Raw genomic sequence first — 15819 nt, forward strand, 5'->3', positions numbered from 1 at the left:
ACCCAGGTTTACCTAGGTTTTTATAAGCGGTGATTCATCTCCTGCAAGTAAATCGAAAATCGAAAACTTGTACAGCGAAGCCGAAGTATCGAAAACTTGTACGGCGACTCGTGCCCTGGGACTTGTGTCCCGCGAAGCCGAAGTAAGCCGAAGCAAGCGGAAAAATCTAAAATCTAAAATCGACTGACTTTTTTCGGCTTTGGGCTGTGAGAGTCGCTGCGGTTTTGCTAGTCTTGAATCAAGTGGCATTGAGGCTGCTCTGCCATTTTTCCAGAAAGCGGGCGGTGGCAAGGTTTTCGAGACGCTCTCCGTTGTGGGAGTGTTGTGGGTGATTGCTGTGCGCGATCGGGGAAAGGATGCTCTCCCCGGATTGGGAAAACGACACCAAAGACTACTTAGTATTTTCGGTCTTTAAGTAGCTTAAAGTAAGTTTGGATAGGTTTTACGAAGCAGAGGACTATTAGTGTGCTGTATCTAGCAGAAGTACAAAAACAGAGAAGCGGCTTTGGTCTCGGTGGCGGTAAGGCTGAACTGAAACTGCTAGCTTGTCAGCGGGGCGAACACAATTGGAGCGCCGTACCGGGGGATGATGCGATTCCAGTTGAGGAAGCTAATAAGTTTAACGACGGCACGCTGGTGCTGGTTGAGTTGAGCGCTAACAAGCAAGTACAGCGGATTCAGGAGGCTGCCCGCCAGTTGGTGAGCATTCTGCAAAATTTCTCGCGCTTGCAGGACAAGTTTAAGGATAAGGAAGAGGAAATTGAACAGTGGAAGGCTTCTCTGACGTTTTCGAGTCAGGAGCTCAATCGCCGGGAAATGGAAATGCAAGCCCGCGAAGAGCAGTTGGCTCAAATGGAAGAGGAGTTGGAGCGGCTGGAGGCTCAGCGCTCGGAAATTGAAAATACTCGCGATGAGGCTAACCGATTGCGGGATGAGGTCGATCGCAGCCGGGTGGAAATTGAGACGGCTTGGGAACAGTTGCGGGGCGAACAGCAGCAGGTGGCTCAGCAGCAGTCTCAGATTCCGCAGGGGGCTGCGATCGACGAGCAGCAGGCACTGAGGATTCAGGAGTTGATGAACAAGCTGGGAGGTGCAATTTCTGCCGCTCAAGGGGTTCGGGAACAATTGAATCAGTCTTTTGGTGTTGTGGGGGCTCAGCAAGCAATTGTGGATTTGCACTGGCAGCAGTTGGAGCAAAAACGGGCCAATGCTCAGCAGCAGCAGGAAGAGGTCGATCGACAGCTTCAAAGCCTGCAAAGCCGCTGGCTGGAGTGGTATCAATCTCAAGATGTTTTGGGACAAGCTCGGGCGGATCTTAAGGGGCATCAAAGTACGCTCAGCGCTAAGCAGGATCAGGTTGAGTCGATGTCTTTGCAGGTGCGGGCTGTTGAGGATATGTACGAGCAATTTTCTCGGTTCGCATCTGCTGCGGGTGCTGGTGGGGGTATGGAGCAGGCAGTAGATGTGTCTGCTCTGGAGCAGATGCCGGTTGATGAGTTGCAGGGGCTGGTGCAACACTTGCAAGAGGATTTGGAAAAGGTGTTCCGCTTTGTTAACGATCAAGAGGAGGAGTTGACTCTCCAACGGGAGACTATTGAGGAGCTGCAAGGGAAAATTCAAGCGGCTTCGGAGTACGATCGCATGGCTTTGGAAAATGAAATGGCCGATGAGCTCGAAAGTTATCAGATGTTGAACGAAACTCTGGTGGGACAGCGGCTCCGCTTGCAGGAACGGGAGGATGTTTTGAAGCAGCATCAGGGGGTGCTGTGGCGAAGATTGGGTACTGCTAATGCTCCAAAACAAGATCCTGCTGATATTGATTGGGAGCCGATGGTTGCACAGCTCAATTCTGTCCGCCAGCAGCAAAGCCAAGAACTGCAAAGGCTGGAAAATGAAATTAGGCAGGTGCGGGAACTTATATCTCAAATTGAGGAAAATGTCAACCGCCAAAATGTAGAAAGTGAGTCGAAACGTTACGAACTCAAGCAGTTAGAGCAGAATTTGTTCAATCAGAAAGGTGCTGTGGCGGAACTATGGGGCCGGGTGAATGTTTATCAAGAAATGTTGCAACCGATGCAGGATAATTTGAGCGGGCTGCGCCTCAAGCTGGAAGCGGCGGGGGGGGAACTCGATGGCGTGCAGCAGACTGGGGAGGAGCAAGATCGGGTAGTTTCGGATCTGCGACAAGTTCTTTCGGGTTGGATGACTACTTAAAATTTAATATCTAAAATTATCCAAGGTTTTTCAACTCGGGCGATCGCTCCTCCTGGAAATGGATCGGTTTGCGATCGGTTGGGCGCTGCGATTAAGCTGGTGAGTTTTTCTACGCTGTCAAAGCTGGGTGCTGAGGGTAATATTTGTTGCAGTAGCTGTCGCATAGCCCGTCGCTGCAACGCTAGGGGTGCTTCTCGCAAAATCGGGCGATTTAAGTTGACGGGCAGTTGAAATTTCACCTGCTCGCTGTCTGCAATGGGACAGATTGCTCGCTGTAGCAAGTCACTGGCTGCAAGTTCGAGATATTCGACGTCGGCGCGGAGGAGTTCGGCTGTTTGGGCGATCGCCTGTTGGGCTTTTGGGTTGAAATGAGTTTCTAAATAAGGCAATAATTCCGATCGAATGCGGTTGCGGGCATATTTTAAGTCTTGATTTGTGGAATCTTCCCAAATTGGTAGTTTTTGCTCTTGACAAAATTGACCGGTTTGCGATCGGGTGATTTCGAGCAAGGGACGAACTAAATAGATTTTAGATTTTAGATTTTCGATTTTCGATTGGGAATTTTCATTTTGATTTTCCAATCTAAAATCTAAAATCGGCGATCTCAAATCGAACAGGGGGCGCGTCCAGGTGAGGGCAGAAAGTCCGTCTGCCCCGCTACCGCGAATTAGGTTGTAGAGGAGTGTTTCGGCGCGATCGCTGGCTGTGTGGCCTGTGACAATGTAGGGGTAGTTGTGGGCGATCGCAATTTCGGTTAAAGCTTGATACCGCCACTGTCTTGCCGTCGCTTCGGTTTTGGGCACTAACAAGGCGGTTTGCAAATAATAGGATATGCCCCAATTTTTCGCTAAATTTTCTACATGACTTGCATTTAATTGAGAATCAGAACGCCAGCGGTGATCGCAGTGGGCGATCGCTAAATCCCAACCCCATTTTGGCTGCAAATCCACCAGCAATTTGAGCAAACACAGAGAATCTTGGCCGCCGGATACTGCTACCAACAATCGCTGATTTGAGGGCAATATTTGTCGCAGCAGCAGCGTCCGGTGCAGTTGAGCGTGGAGGTGCGTCCAATTGAAAGATTCAGCCATGAGAGCAGTTTTTCATGCAGTAAGTCATTGGGAATTGGGAATTGGGCGGAGCGAAGCGGAGGGATTGGGAATTGGGGATTGGGCATTGGGCGGAGCGAAGCGGAGGGATTGGGCATTGGCCAAACAGGGCATTAGTCAACAGTTAACAGTTAACAGTCAACAGTCAACAGTCAACAGTCAACAGTTAACAGTTAACAGTCATTAGTCATTAATTATTGGTGCTGTCCTTCCCGAGCTTTCCGTCCAATGTCCACCGTCCGAAGAGAAATGGAAGAAGGAAGAAGGAAGTTCAGCGTACTCGCAGTCTAGCCTGCAAGCTATGGTAGTGCTGTCCGCGAAGAGCGGTTAGACAAAACTCGCTCATCGCCGACACTAAGCCCGTGCGATATAGCGACAGCTTGCAAAGAGAAAACAAAGCTTTTTGCAAAAATATGAGATGATCCTAACAAATGGGTGTTGAGGGAATTGGGAATTGGGCGGAGCGAAGCGGAGGGATTGGGAATTGGTAATAGGGCAATTTCCCCTTTTTTTCACTCACAATTGGCACTTTCCCATTCTCTAAATTTCTGCTTTTTAGCTCCACATTCCTCTACTGTGAGGGTTGCTGTCTGGATACCCAGACAAAGGATAATTGTCACTTATTTGTGTTGAATCGGCTACAGTTGGTTCATCATTAGTATCAGTTGGGAATGAGCTATTTTGGTCGTAGGTCTGCGTGGTGTCTGATGTTTCTGGGGAGGCTGGAAGGGCTTTTTGTTCTGTTACCTCAGATTCGATCGGGTAAAACTCCAGACGCATCCTAAGTTTGCCTTTTGTCCAGTTTTTTCCGGCACTTAAAACTTCGCAATCCATGCCGTCTGAAAATAAGTGTTGTTCTAGCAATTTTGACTGCATAATGGTCATAAATTCGCTAACTTTGAATGTACACTGATACATTAAAGCGCTGGCAGGAGCAGACAAAACATCGTCTTCTTTGAGAAATATTTGTGATTCGTCCATATCAATTGTCCTGTTAATGAAGGAAGACGGAAAAGGGAAGAGAACCCTTCGGCTACGCGAGCGGGTAAAAAGAAGGAAGAGGGAAGAAAGTTTTTGATTCTCGATGCTTTTATAAGCTGGCATTGCATTGATGTCAAGTTTACCTCAAACGTAGTACCGGTCTGCTGTTTTACGATTAGGCTCCGAGCCCCCCAAATTCTTGCCCCCTACTCCCCCTTAAGAAGAGGGGGGTGGAAGCGATGGAAGTCCCCTTTTAAAGGGGAATTTAGAAAGAGGCAGACTCGGATGCAAACTAGAGATACAAAGGATTTTAGGCTGAATTTGACACTAATATTGGGCGTTGCCACCTGAGAACCGGAGATGCTATTAATCCCTACGCTTTGATTTATGCTGTTTTTCTGTGGCTGATTGGTGGCTGGGAAATTAGAAAAACCAACCGTAGGAATGTAAACCTTTGCCTAGCAGATTAACGCCTAGATAGCAAATCCAAACTACTACAAAACCTGTGGCGGCTAAAATTGCTGGGCGTCTTCCCTGCCAGCCGCGAGTGATGCGGGCGTGCAGGTAGGCTGCAAATACTAACCAAGTAATTAGCGCCCAAGTTTCTTTCGGGTCCCAACTCCAGTATGATCCCCAAGCTTCGTTAGCCCAAACGGCACCGGCGATAATTCCAACTGTCAGCAAGGGGAATCCTAAACCGATGATGCGATAGCTAATGTTATCAAGGGTTTCTGCTAGATTCAAGCGCTGGGGCGAGAGAAGTTCTGCGGTTTGAGTTGGGGCGGTTGATGCGGTTTGAACGGTTGCTAGTTCTAGCACTGCGGTGGTGCTGTAACCGTTATTGCTGTTGAAAGCGGGTTCGCCAACAGGTTGTCCGCTGTCGTCGTCGGCTGGGGGTTGGGGGTTTTGTGGGCGTTGGAGGCGGTAGTTGCCGTTGCGGTTGCTGTTGGTGCCGAAGGAACTGCCGGTGAGTTCGATTTTTTGGCCGCGGGTGACGATTAAAAATGCGATCGCCAGCAATGCTCCTACCATTAAGGTGGCGTAACTGAGCATCATGACGCTAACGTGCATCATCAGCCAGTTGGATTTGAGGGCTGGTACTAGGGGCTCTGCCGATTGCATGGTGTCGGGGAGAGTCAGGGCGGCAAAGGCGGTTATTGCCATTGCTACGGGGGTTGTCGCTACTCCTACTAGACGGGAACGGCTCATGTTTTCGGCGACTAGATGGATGGCGGTGATGCCCCAAACTAGGAAAAATAGGGATTCGTAGAGGTTGCTTAGTGGGAAGTAGCCGGCTTCTATCCACCTAGAACCGAGTAAGGCGGCGATGGAGAGGTTGGCGACGGCCATTCCTGCGGTGCCTAGGGCGGCCAGGTAGGGAATGTTGGGGAAGGCTGCGCCTACCCAGTAGATGAGCATTGTTGCGAACAGGATGGCGAAGGAGATGTTGTCCAGCCAGTTCTGAAGTACGACCAGATCCATATTATTTACTCCGGTAGTGTTTTTACTTATTTTTGCTAACTAGATCGATCGTACTGGGGTTCGGGAGTTTTGGGTTTGAGATTTTGAATTTTTGTGGCAATTATGAGTTTTTGGCTGTGGTTGAGGTGCCTGGGGGCGATCGCACGGACGCCTAAAACAAGCTACTCTTGACCCACCAGACGAGTGTCACCCCGTCAAGTCGCGCTGGTTGATTCTGGCTGACGGCTTGAGGTTGGACGAGTTGAAAGTAAGGAAACACCGAATGCTGAGGGTCGAAATTCGATCGCCCGCTAACAAATTTAGTCCTGGACGTAGAGGGGCAGAAACAGGGTTTTTTCAGGAAAATCCTTCGTTTTCACCCAGAGATTAAGTAAAAAACCCGGTTTTTTTGTCGGGAGTGCGTCTAGAACTGAAAATATAGGATATTTTTTGATATTGGGCTATCTCGAATCGTTTAAAATTGATTTAGCAGATTACCCACTTGCTGTTTTTGCAACCAGCAAAAAAACGGAATCCCCCGAATCAAGTCGTGGATACTCCCCAAATTTTAGACAAAAGCTTAAGCTCCGGTGATTCATCTAGAAAAGTCAATTCTAAAATTGAAAATCTAAAATCTAAAATAGACTGATGGTTGGATAATTTGCACAGGCTAGATGATATCATGTGCAGTCGATTAGTATAACAAAAATAGTTCGTAGTGCGGACTGGCACAGGCAATCCCGGAGCGTATGCAATTCGGCACTACGAACCAATTTGAGATCGGTCAATCGATCGCACACGATAGGAGATGTTGAGTTAATGCGTCGAGATTCAATTTTTTATAAGTTATTTCAAGAAGCTCCGACGCTGTTGTTTGAGCTATTGGAAGAGTCACCATCAAATGCGGAACAGTATCGATTTGATTCGGTGGCGGTGAAGGAACCGAAGTTTGAAATTGATGGGGTGTTTTTGCCGCCGGATGCTGCACCGGGAGTTGTATATTTCTGTGAGGTGCAGTTTCAGCGGGATGAATTGCTTTATGAGAGATTGTTTGGTGAGTCGTTTTTGTATTTTTATCGCAACCGCCAGCGATTTACTGATTGGGAAGCGGTGGTAATTTATCCGAGTTGATCGACTGAACAATCAGAAACGCATCCCTATCGATCGCTCACCAGCAGCAATCAGGTACATCGGGTATATTTGGATGAGTTGGGTGCGATCGAACAGTTGCCGCTGGGAGTGGCGCTGATGGCGTTGACGACTATCGACGAAGCGAGTACGCCGGAAGCTGCGCGATTGTTGCTGGCGCGATCGCAGCGGGAGGAATCGGAAGCGGCGAGTCGCGCCATAATAGAGATGCTGACGACAATACTGGTTTACAAGTTTACAAATTTAAACCGAAGGGAGGCAGAGGCGATGTTAGGGATTACGCTTGAGGAAACTCGGTTTTATCGGGAAGCTAAGGAAGAAGGGCGCGAACAAGGACTCGAACAAGGCATCGAACAAGGCCGCGAACAAGAAGGAAGAGCCTTGATTTTACGTCAGTTAAATCGCCGTCTGTTCAATCGGCGAGTTGGAACTTTGCCGGAATCTATCACCTCTAGAATTGCTGATTTGTCGATCGAGCAAATTGAAACTCTAGCAGAGGAATTGTTAGATTTTCAGTCGATCGCAGATTTAGAGGTTTGGCTGGAAAATTTGCCGCAGGAAGATTGAGGCGATGTGAGGGATTATATTTGAGGGGGCGATCGCGCCCTTTGCGCGCACAAATACCTCAAACGTACTCCCCCTCTGCTTCCTGGGTTCTGGGGCGTATGAAAGTGCATCCGCCGTTGCTGAGAGGATGTTAAGGGTGCGATCGGGGATGATTCCGGCGGATTAGAAGCGGATTGATGATGGTGGAAGATGTTTTGGGCGATCGTACCCACAGACTGATGTTAAATTTTTCTGTATGGCTAGTCTAAATCAATTGCGTAATTCTTTTAGGAGAAATCCCCCCTTGGAATTTTATTCATGACTACAATCACCAAATCCGATTAGCAATGCTGAAGATTCAACCCCCCTCAATTTTCTCCATCCTTTACATAAAAGCACTACCAAAATAGCCTGTACAATGACCTAACATTAACAGTCCAGCACGCAATCGCCCGCCAAGAAACCCGGTTTCTTTGCATTACTGGGGACTGCAGCGGAGGATTTTAGTCCATTAAACCAGGTTTGTGACAACCGCTGCACAAGTCCTAATTAAATTATAAAAATAATAAATAATCTTGCCTCCCGCCGTTGCTGTTTAATATCATATCCGCACTACGAACTGCACGCGCAAGCAGGTTCGTAGTGCGGACTTGACTCCGCTTTCCGCCAGCAAAAAATGGATACTACAAACCGTGTTTGTTATGGCAATCGACCCGACATGATATAAAGGGTTTTCATGGCGGATTTGTTCCATGATTTAAGAGCTAATTGGGAGAAGTTTGGACGGTGGGCGAAGGACTCGGTGCACTAGGATTCGGCGAGGGCTTTGGAGAAGGAGTGGATTGGTCGGATTTTTTGAGTCTGACAAAAGCGTCGTAGCGGGTGGTACGATCGCTAATAACGGCCGCTGTAACGCCGATCGACCGCGTGGCATCTATCCACATTTTTTGGGTGGGAGGAAACTCCGGTAAAGCTAGGTTTTTCGGGTTAAACGCAGTTTCGGTGTCGATGAAAAAATTGCCGTTGTTGGGCTTAAGTTGCGATCGTACAGTTTTCTGAAAAATTTCGCTGCTTAAAAGCGGACTTTTCGGCGCAGGAACGATCGCCTCAACCACGGGAGCTCCTACTGCGATAAACGCAACATTATTCATCCAGCCGCGAGTTACCGCAATCCCTCCAAACTGCGATGTCCATTTAGTCGCAGGTTGACCGCCGACTTTAATATCCTCAACTCTAAACCCTTTCATTTTCATCGTTTCATCAAGCTGTTTCAGGGATTTGTTAGCTGCGCTGCGGTTGTTTGTTTCCACCATAAATACAAATCCAGCAGCATATTTGTCTTTGGGATTTGGCGCGCTGGCAGGTATTAATGACAGAGAAAATTCTCCCCCCATCCAGTCGAGCAAATCTTTATCTAAATCCAAGCCGGTAGTGGATTTTAAACCTGTACGCAAAATTTGGGGATTAATTGGGGACAGCGGGTTAGCATCCGCTCCCAATACATAGTCTTGCCACAAACGCTGCAAGTTGCCGCCGGATACCATCATGATTGTATTGCTTGGGAGGCGGTCAACCATTTTTAAAGCGTTGTTTTCTACCACTATCTTTCTCGTGGAATCTGGTTTTAGCCAAGAGATGGATTTGAATCCAATGCCTTCTGAATCTAGTGTCGCTGTGGTGGCAAATCCCTGATTTTGTTGCAGTTTTTCCAGGTTTTCTGGCGAAATTTCGCGGGCTGAGTTGGCTGCTGTAAAGGCTGCTGCAACGGGCATATTTACGTAGAGTTGACCGAAGGCTGCTGGATCTTTTATTTGTTGGATGGCGTCTGCATAGCCGGGGGTTTTGGCGAGGGATGGTTCGCCTTTGTAGGTGTCAATTATTCTGTCTGTAGCCGTGGGATCTGTGGTGACTGCTAGATAGTTTGTGCCGAGTACCGCAACTGAAAAACTGCGATCGGGTATACCTTGAGTTTCTGTAACTTGCACGCCTTTATAATTGCGCTCAACCATTTTTCCTTGGTTGAGGGATCTGGGTTTTGCTAATAATTCTTTGGCTTTAATCGGGTTAGCAATTGGCAAGATAATTGCGACTGACTGCTGCATTGGCTGAGGCGGGGGCGAGTTGGGTGTCCGTGGGGGGACTGGTATTGCTGTTTTGTTTCGCAGAAACGCTACCATTGCTGTGTTACCTACCCACGGTTGAATGTCTTGCGCGTAGGCGTAACCGTTGGTTGTCAGGAGGCGATCGCGCAATTCGCTTAAAAACCTTTCAAACGAAGCTTTTGACTCGGGCGTACCAAACTCTCGCAGTTTATTCCACTGCGATTCATCCGTAGTGATCGATAGAGCCATCATCGCATCTTGCGGGACAACCGTTGCTCCCGCCGGTAAATCTTTGGCGGACCCGCGAGAAATGACGAGGTAGTACGCGAGAAAGCCTAAACCGATCAGAAGTGTAGCGGCTCCGATCGCAAACAGCAGGGAAGATTTATCTTTCTTAAACATTATTCGTAAGGTTTGGGTGCTCGGAACATGATAGATGATTTCCTTGCCTAATGTAGCAAATGTTGAAACAAGAAGGAAAAACAGAAACGGAAGTCGGAAGAAGCAAGAATAGCAATAGAAGCAGTAAAGCGTGAAGTCGCAAAATCTCCGAGAAAAGAAGACTTTACAAAACTTACGCGCGCCGAGGGCACAAACCGGATTTCTGCCTAAATATCTAGCGAAGAACCGAGGATTTTTCTAAGAAACTCGGTTTGAGAGCGCAACTCCTGCTTTAGTTAAGCCGATCGACCTTGAAATTCCCTGCTAGTAAATAATAAACTTTTTGTAAGCCTTTGCTCCGACAGCCTCCGAAAAGTCAAATATAAATGGCGCAACAGATTAATTGAATCAGTTTCTCGCCTTAAAGTCTTTAAAAATCGTTTGAAACGAGTACATCAACCGGTGGACATCGTTTGTCGCCCTCGGAAAAATGTTGAGTTCCCATTTCTTGCGCGCAGTTGTTAGTAGTTTTGCTACGGGCTGGGAGTAACTGTTAGAAATGAAATAGCTGCCGCCTTCGTAACGAATATCTGACGCTAATCCGATAAAAGCACCGGCCGTTTCTAGTTGAATTTCCGAGGTGTAGTGTTCAGTTTTAACCGCTAAAATTACTTGCGAGTGTCGGGGTTCGCGGTTGAGCAAGCGACAGATATTCGCTTCTTTTTGGTACAAAATTAAAACGTTGCAGTTGTGCAGAACTCCGGCTCTACCTTGGACTTTTACTCCGAGGTGAATTTCTAGGGCTGGTTTGTCGGGAAATTCCACCACAGCATGAGTGTATGGATGTGCGGTGCCGTGGATTGTTCCGGCTGTTTTTCTAAAGGTTAAATATTTCGGTGTTTCGTCGTCTAAAACATTGTTGTAATAAATATTACCGCCTTCATTAGCAACTGCTTTTAAGAGGATGGTGAATAGGTAAGCGTCAAAAATTCTTGCTTGTTCTGCTGCTCCGTTAAAATCGGGGTCGATGGAGCTTTTTAATTTGCTTTTAATGTCGGAATTGAGGGCGTAGTTGCTAGGCTCTGAGGGCAGTTTTTCGAGTAATTGCTTGAGGGCGATCGCCTGTTTGTGGCGAGGGGCAGTCACGCTGGAGGTAAACTCGATTGTTTGGGCTGTTTCTGCACCTGAATTGGCAAAAATTATTTTTGTGCCCAGAGGAGAGGTTTCCGATTCTACTTTCAAGAAATAAGCTATTTCGTCTTCCATTTCGGAAGTGTTCACCGTCGCTTGTCCGACAGCATCAATTAACAGCAAAAGTTGTTCTTTTGCGGTATAATCTTCTATCTTGAGCAGAGGTGTCTTTCTTTTGAGCGATCGCTCTTGAATTACTTTGCCTATCTCTACAGTATCTGCTACTTGTTGAACTACCCAATCCAATTTAAACTCATTTAGAATTGCCGCCAGTTCTTGATAGAGTTTGGCGTACTCGATGTCGTCCATAATTGCTTCTGCACTGCAAACTATATCTAATTATACAAGGTGGTTGATTTTTTTGTCAATCTGCCAACAGCCAACAGTCAACACTCAACTGCCAATTAGCAGTAAGCTATTTTACGACAAACTAGCGATCGAACTATGGCAACTATCAACGACAACTACCTCAAACTCAAAGCCGGCTACCTGTTTCCCGAAATTGGGCGCAGAGTCAAAGCCTATGCAGAGGCGAATCCCGAAGCGCCCATCATCCGGCTGGGGATTGGCGACGTGACTGAACCGCTACCGGCTGCTTGTCGCGAGGCGATGGTGGCGGCGGTAGCAGACATGGGTTCGCGGGATACCTTCAAAGGATACGGCCCGGAACAAGGTTATGAATGGCTGCGCGAGAAAATTGCCGAGCACGATTTTAAGTCGCGGGGATGCGATGTTGATGCTTCGGAAATCTTTATTTCTGATGGTTCTAAGTGCGATTGCGGCAACATTCTCGATATCTTTGGCAACAATAATACGATCGCAGTTACAGATCCAGTTTATCCGGTGTATGTAGACACAAACGTGATGGCCGGACACACGGGAGATGCGAACGACAAAGGCGAGTACGAAGGCTTTGTTTACCTGCCAATTACCGCAGAAAACAATTTTACTGCCCAAATTCCCACCGACAAAAAAGTCGATTTAATTTACCTGTGTTTCCCCAACAATCCGACGGGCGCAACTGCAACGAAGGAACACTTGCAAGCTTGGGTAAATTATGCTAAGGCGAACGGTTCGATTATTTTCTTCGATGCGGCCTACGAAGCGTATATTACCGATCCGAGTTTGCCGCATTCTATCTACGAAATAGAAGGTGCGCGCGATTGTGCGATCGAATTTCGTTCTTTTTCCAAAAATGCTGGTTTTACGGGTACTCGCTGCGCGCTAACAGTTGTACCGAAGACTTTGACTGGAAAAGCAGCCGACGGTTCCGATGTCGAAATTTGGAAGCTGTGGAACCGCCGCCAATCTACTAAATTTAATGGCGTTTCTTACATCGTGCAGCGCGGTGCTGAGGCGGTTTATTCAGAGGCTGGCAAGGCGCAAATTCAGGCATTAGTCAATTTTTACATGGAAAATGCTGCGATTATTCGCGAGAAATTGACAGCCGCAGGAATCGAGGTTTTTGGCGGCGAAAATGCGCCTTATGTGTGGGTGAAAACGCCTCACGGTTTGACGAGTTGGGAGTTTTTTGATAAGTTGCTGCAAACTGTAAATGTGGTGGGAACACCGGGTTCTGGTTTCGGCGCGGCGGGTGAGGGTTATTTCCGCATTTCGGCATTTAACAGTCGGGAGAATGTGGAGGAAGCGATGAGACGGATTGGGGAAGAGTTTAAGGTTTAATCTCATCTCCCGCTTAAACCGAAAAGCCGCCAGCCCGCCAGGGGTTGAAACTCCTGGCGGGCTGGCGGAATTAGGGAAAAAGCATTGATTTAATGTGTTGTGGAACAGGCCGGAAAGCCTGTTATTGAAAATAGTAAAAGATGTGAGTTATAATTTAAAATGATTGTGGCTCATCGTTTCAATAAAAAATGCAACCCAATACCAGGAGTTTTTTATGCACTTGCTACGAGTTCAAGTTCCTGATTTTCGGGGATTGAAAAATATAGACATCACTTTTGAAAAGGATTTTGTTCCTAGTATTTTTCCGCTAGGTAGTCAAAATGGCGGCGGTAAAAGTACGCTGTTGCAGTTAATTTTTGTATTGTTACACTGTTCTGTTGATGACGATAAAAAACCATTTTTACAAAACTTGATTCAAGGATTTAAAGTGGATGATGGAGAAGACACAAAAAACTTGGCAGTTATTGATATTTGGAATGGAGAAAAAATAGTTCAAATTATTTTTTTTGTATGCAAAAATTCTTTTCTCAAAAAGTCACATTCTTTAAAGGTTAAAATCAAAAATACAGAAAATATTACTTTTTATCCTGTAACACAATTTAAAGTAATGGAAAAGCAAATTGCAGATTTAGAAGCAATAAATAACAGCTTAACACTCAGTAGTCATCGATTAGATACAATCAAAAACATTGAAGACAATCAACAAAGGTTTGACACGGCTCAAAGAGAATTTAGGTTTATTCAACAATTGGTATCAAATTCAAGAGCTTCAGCATTAATATCTGTTGTCAACTCAAAAAAAAATGTATCTATTAAAGAAATTGAAAGTGTTCAAGACGAAATTAAACACAGACTAGAAGAAGTTGAAAATAATTTAAATGATTTAAAAAATACGTATGCAAGCTGTGAGGAAGTTTGGGAAAATATCGTTGAATACTTAACAGAAAAAAATCTGACATATATATGTAATTATTCAAGTGAAAAAATTTCAAACGATCAGCAAAATGAAGCTTTACTCTGTCATTTAAATAATATAGATAGGAAAGAAACCAACAATTTTTTAAACATACTTTCAGATAAAATATTTTTATCAGCTCCCTCCACACAAGTTTTTCTATTTCTCGATAGATCTACTAGAGAACTATTATTTAAAAGTCACAGTCAGACAAATGAGCATTATTTCGATAAAATTCAAAAAGCAAAATCTCAACTCAAAGGATTTTTTACTTATGACTTCCTGGATGTAGATTTACTCATTGAAGCCTTTAAAGCTGCTAGAGATAAGGATTTTAAAGAAGCTATAGAAACAGGTAAATATGGTAACAGCTATCAAACCTTAGTAAATGAATTAAGATTTTTATTTAGCTGTAAAACAATAAATATTGACAAAGACCTTTCGGCAGTAACTTTTAAATTAGAGAAAAATGGTGAAACTATAGAACTATATCCAGAAGATTTGAGTCATGGCGAACTTAAAAGACTTAGCATTTATATATGGCTCAAGTCTCGCAACATAGAAGATGCTATAGTTTTGATGGATGAAGTTGAAATTGCTTTTCATCCAGATTGGCAATATCAAATTATATCAGACCTCAAAGAGTGGGCTCCTAGCAATCAATATATTCTGGCAACTCACTCCTACGCATTGTGTGAAGCTCTGACACCCGCTCATGTTAAAGAAATAGAGCCAAAACTGATCAAACAAAAATCTACTATTACAAATGAGTCTGAATCCAGAACAGCTAAAACAACACTGCGAGATGATTCTTCAATCTCCCAGAATTAAGAACAAAATTGTAGTGTTATGCGAGGGCCCTATTCCCGATATCGAGGGTAGACGATCGCCTCAAGCTTATAAAAACATGGATAAAATGCCGGATGCCAACTTTTATAAGGCTTGCGTTCCGACATGGTGGAGACAGAAGCGACCGGAATTTTTCAACTGTGGCGATCGCGCAAGTGTAATAAATACTTATTTGAAGCTTTTAAAATTACACAAACAGGATACCACTAACTCGAATTTAGAACCCGATCGACTTTTTGCAATAATAGATTTGGACTTGCACCGGCAAAAGATTGATGATTACATTTTTCCCGATACAGAAGCAATTTTTTGCAATCTTTACGAAAAATCGGAGGTGCGATCGCAAAATGCAGCACTACACCGGATATGGATTACAGGTTTGATTCATAAAGAAGCATATTTTATCACACCTGAGCTTCAATCAATATTTGATGATTATCCTCATCCTCCGATGTATCAGGATAATCCTGTGGAACTGAATAGTATTTATATGGATATGGCTGATAAAATTAGTAGCGATCCCGACTTGAAGAATAACCTTAACATACAGAGAGCGCTCGACCGCATAAATCATTGTTTAAATTGTGCGGACTTAAATAGATTACAAGATTCATGGAAAACTGAGTTTCAAAATACCTCCGATGAAACGTGCAAGCATCAATTAATTATGGCTTTGCTCACAATTAAAAAAGCTAAGGATTATTGGGGAGAAATTAAGCCACCCGTTGACTGGAGCGGTAACGAGCGCCAATTTAGAGAACAACTATCGTTAAAAATTGGGGAATTTTATTCCCAGCAAAATAGCGATGTTAAGTGTCACATTCCTTTTTTTTTCAAAACATTGTATGAGTTCGTTTAAATAAAACGCCTCAATTATAATATTCCATTTTCTATCCATCAGCATCGCTAGGAAAACCAAATTGGTCTGGTAATTCAGCAGAGGTAATTTGCAGAATCTCTAGCAACTTCTTGTATTGCACAGGCGTTAGCTTCGGTACAGATCGCCCCGATTCCCAGTTTCTTACCGTCGCTTCCGTAACGCCAAGTGCTTCTGCTAGCTGCTTTTGAGTCATAAACCGCTGAGTTCTCAATCGCATTAAGGGCGATCGATCGGCTCTTTCTGAGATTCCCATAGGCTATTTGTTAACTTATATTAAATTTATTTACTATATACTTAAATTTATTGACGATAACCGTT

The 15819-nt window shown here is 45.2% G+C and carries 12 protein-coding genes and 1 pseudogene; 7 read left to right on the top strand and 6 right to left on the bottom strand.

Annotation, left to right across the window (positions count from 1 at the left end; all coding sequences use genetic code 11):
- Positions 1-465: 465 nt before the first annotated feature.
- Positions 466-2214 (top strand): pilus motility taxis protein HmpF, encoded by a 1749-nt coding sequence (gene hmpF, locus QUB13_RS09950; RefSeq protein WP_333380346.1) that lies wholly within the window; start codon positions 466-468, stop codon positions 2212-2214.
- Here hmpF and tilS read toward each other — a convergent pair.
- A complete protein-coding gene (gene tilS, locus QUB13_RS09955) occupies positions 2211-3305 on the bottom strand; it encodes a tRNA lysidine(34) synthetase TilS (RefSeq protein WP_333380347.1) in 1095 nt (364 codons plus the stop codon). The two genes, hmpF and tilS, sit on opposite strands and share 4 nt — an antisense overlap.
- Between tilS and QUB13_RS09960 the strand changes: the two genes are divergently transcribed.
- A complete protein-coding gene (locus tag QUB13_RS09960; RefSeq protein WP_333380348.1) occupies positions 3304-3510 on the top strand; it encodes a hypothetical protein in 207 nt (68 codons plus the stop codon). The genes tilS and QUB13_RS09960 overlap by 2 nt on opposite strands.
- A gap of 368 nt (positions 3511-3878) precedes the next feature.
- Here the strand turns inward: QUB13_RS09960 and QUB13_RS09965 are convergent, their stop codons facing one another.
- Both QUB13_RS09965 and ccsB read right to left on the bottom strand, forming a co-directional pair.
- Positions 3879-4304 carry a KGK domain-containing protein gene (locus QUB13_RS09965; RefSeq protein ID WP_194011953.1) on the bottom strand — a complete coding sequence of 142 codons (426 nt, stop codon included), beginning with the start codon at positions 4302-4304 and terminating at the stop codon, positions 3879-3881.
- 423 nt (positions 4305-4727) lie between these two features.
- Positions 4728-5786 (bottom strand): c-type cytochrome biogenesis protein CcsB, encoded by a 1059-nt coding sequence (gene ccsB / locus QUB13_RS09970; RefSeq protein ID WP_333380349.1) that lies wholly within the window; start codon positions 5784-5786, stop codon positions 4728-4730.
- Between the two features lie 798 nt (positions 5787-6584).
- Between ccsB and QUB13_RS09975 the strand changes: the two are divergent.
- A pseudogene (locus tag QUB13_RS09975) lies at positions 6585-7175 on the top strand (Rpn family recombination-promoting nuclease/putative transposase); the annotation flags it as partial.
- A 6-nt stretch (positions 7176-7181) separates the two neighbouring features.
- A complete protein-coding gene (locus QUB13_RS09980; protein WP_333380385.1) occupies positions 7182-7481 on the top strand; it encodes a DUF4351 domain-containing protein in 300 nt (99 codons plus the stop codon).
- Positions 7482-8224: 743 nt separating this feature from the next.
- Here the strand turns inward: QUB13_RS09980 and QUB13_RS09985 are convergent.
- Both QUB13_RS09985 and QUB13_RS09990 read right to left on the bottom strand, forming a co-directional pair.
- A complete protein-coding gene (locus QUB13_RS09985) occupies positions 8225-9964 on the bottom strand; it encodes a DUF3352 domain-containing protein (RefSeq protein WP_333088471.1) in 1740 nt (579 codons plus the stop codon).
- A gap of 387 nt (positions 9965-10351) precedes the next feature.
- Positions 10352-11443: a hypothetical protein gene (locus tag QUB13_RS09990; protein WP_333194387.1), complete on the bottom strand. Its 1092-nt coding sequence runs from the start codon at positions 11441-11443 to the stop codon at positions 10352-10354.
- 135 nt (positions 11444-11578) lie between these two features.
- Here QUB13_RS09990 and QUB13_RS09995 point away from each other — a divergent pair, with 135 nt between their 5' ends.
- The 3 genes from QUB13_RS09995 (at position 11579) to QUB13_RS10005 (ending at position 15480) form a co-directional block, all read left to right on the top strand.
- The gene (locus tag QUB13_RS09995; protein ID WP_333380350.1) at positions 11579-12817 is read left to right on the top strand and encodes an LL-diaminopimelate aminotransferase; all 1239 of its coding nucleotides are present in this window, start codon (positions 11579-11581) and stop codon (positions 12815-12817) included.
- 214 nt (positions 12818-13031) lie between these two features.
- Positions 13032-14603: an AAA family ATPase gene (locus QUB13_RS10000; protein ID WP_333380351.1), complete on the top strand. Its 1572-nt coding sequence runs from the start codon at positions 13032-13034 to the stop codon at positions 14601-14603.
- The gene (locus QUB13_RS10005) at positions 14578-15480 is read left to right on the top strand and encodes a hypothetical protein (RefSeq protein WP_333380352.1); all 903 of its coding nucleotides are present in this window, start codon (positions 14578-14580) and stop codon (positions 15478-15480) included. Before QUB13_RS10000 ends, QUB13_RS10005 begins: the two co-directional genes overlap by 26 nt.
- 31 nt (positions 15481-15511) lie before the next feature.
- Here the strand turns inward: QUB13_RS10005 and QUB13_RS10010 are convergent, their stop codons facing one another.
- Positions 15512-15754 (bottom strand): helix-turn-helix domain-containing protein, encoded by a 243-nt coding sequence (locus QUB13_RS10010; RefSeq protein ID WP_333380353.1) that lies wholly within the window; start codon positions 15752-15754, stop codon positions 15512-15514.
- Positions 15755-15819: the final 65 nt, after the last annotated feature.

The organism is Microcoleus sp. B4-D4, assembly GCF_036705185.1.
GTDB lineage: Bacteria > Cyanobacteriota > Cyanobacteriia > Cyanobacteriales > Microcoleaceae > Microcoleus.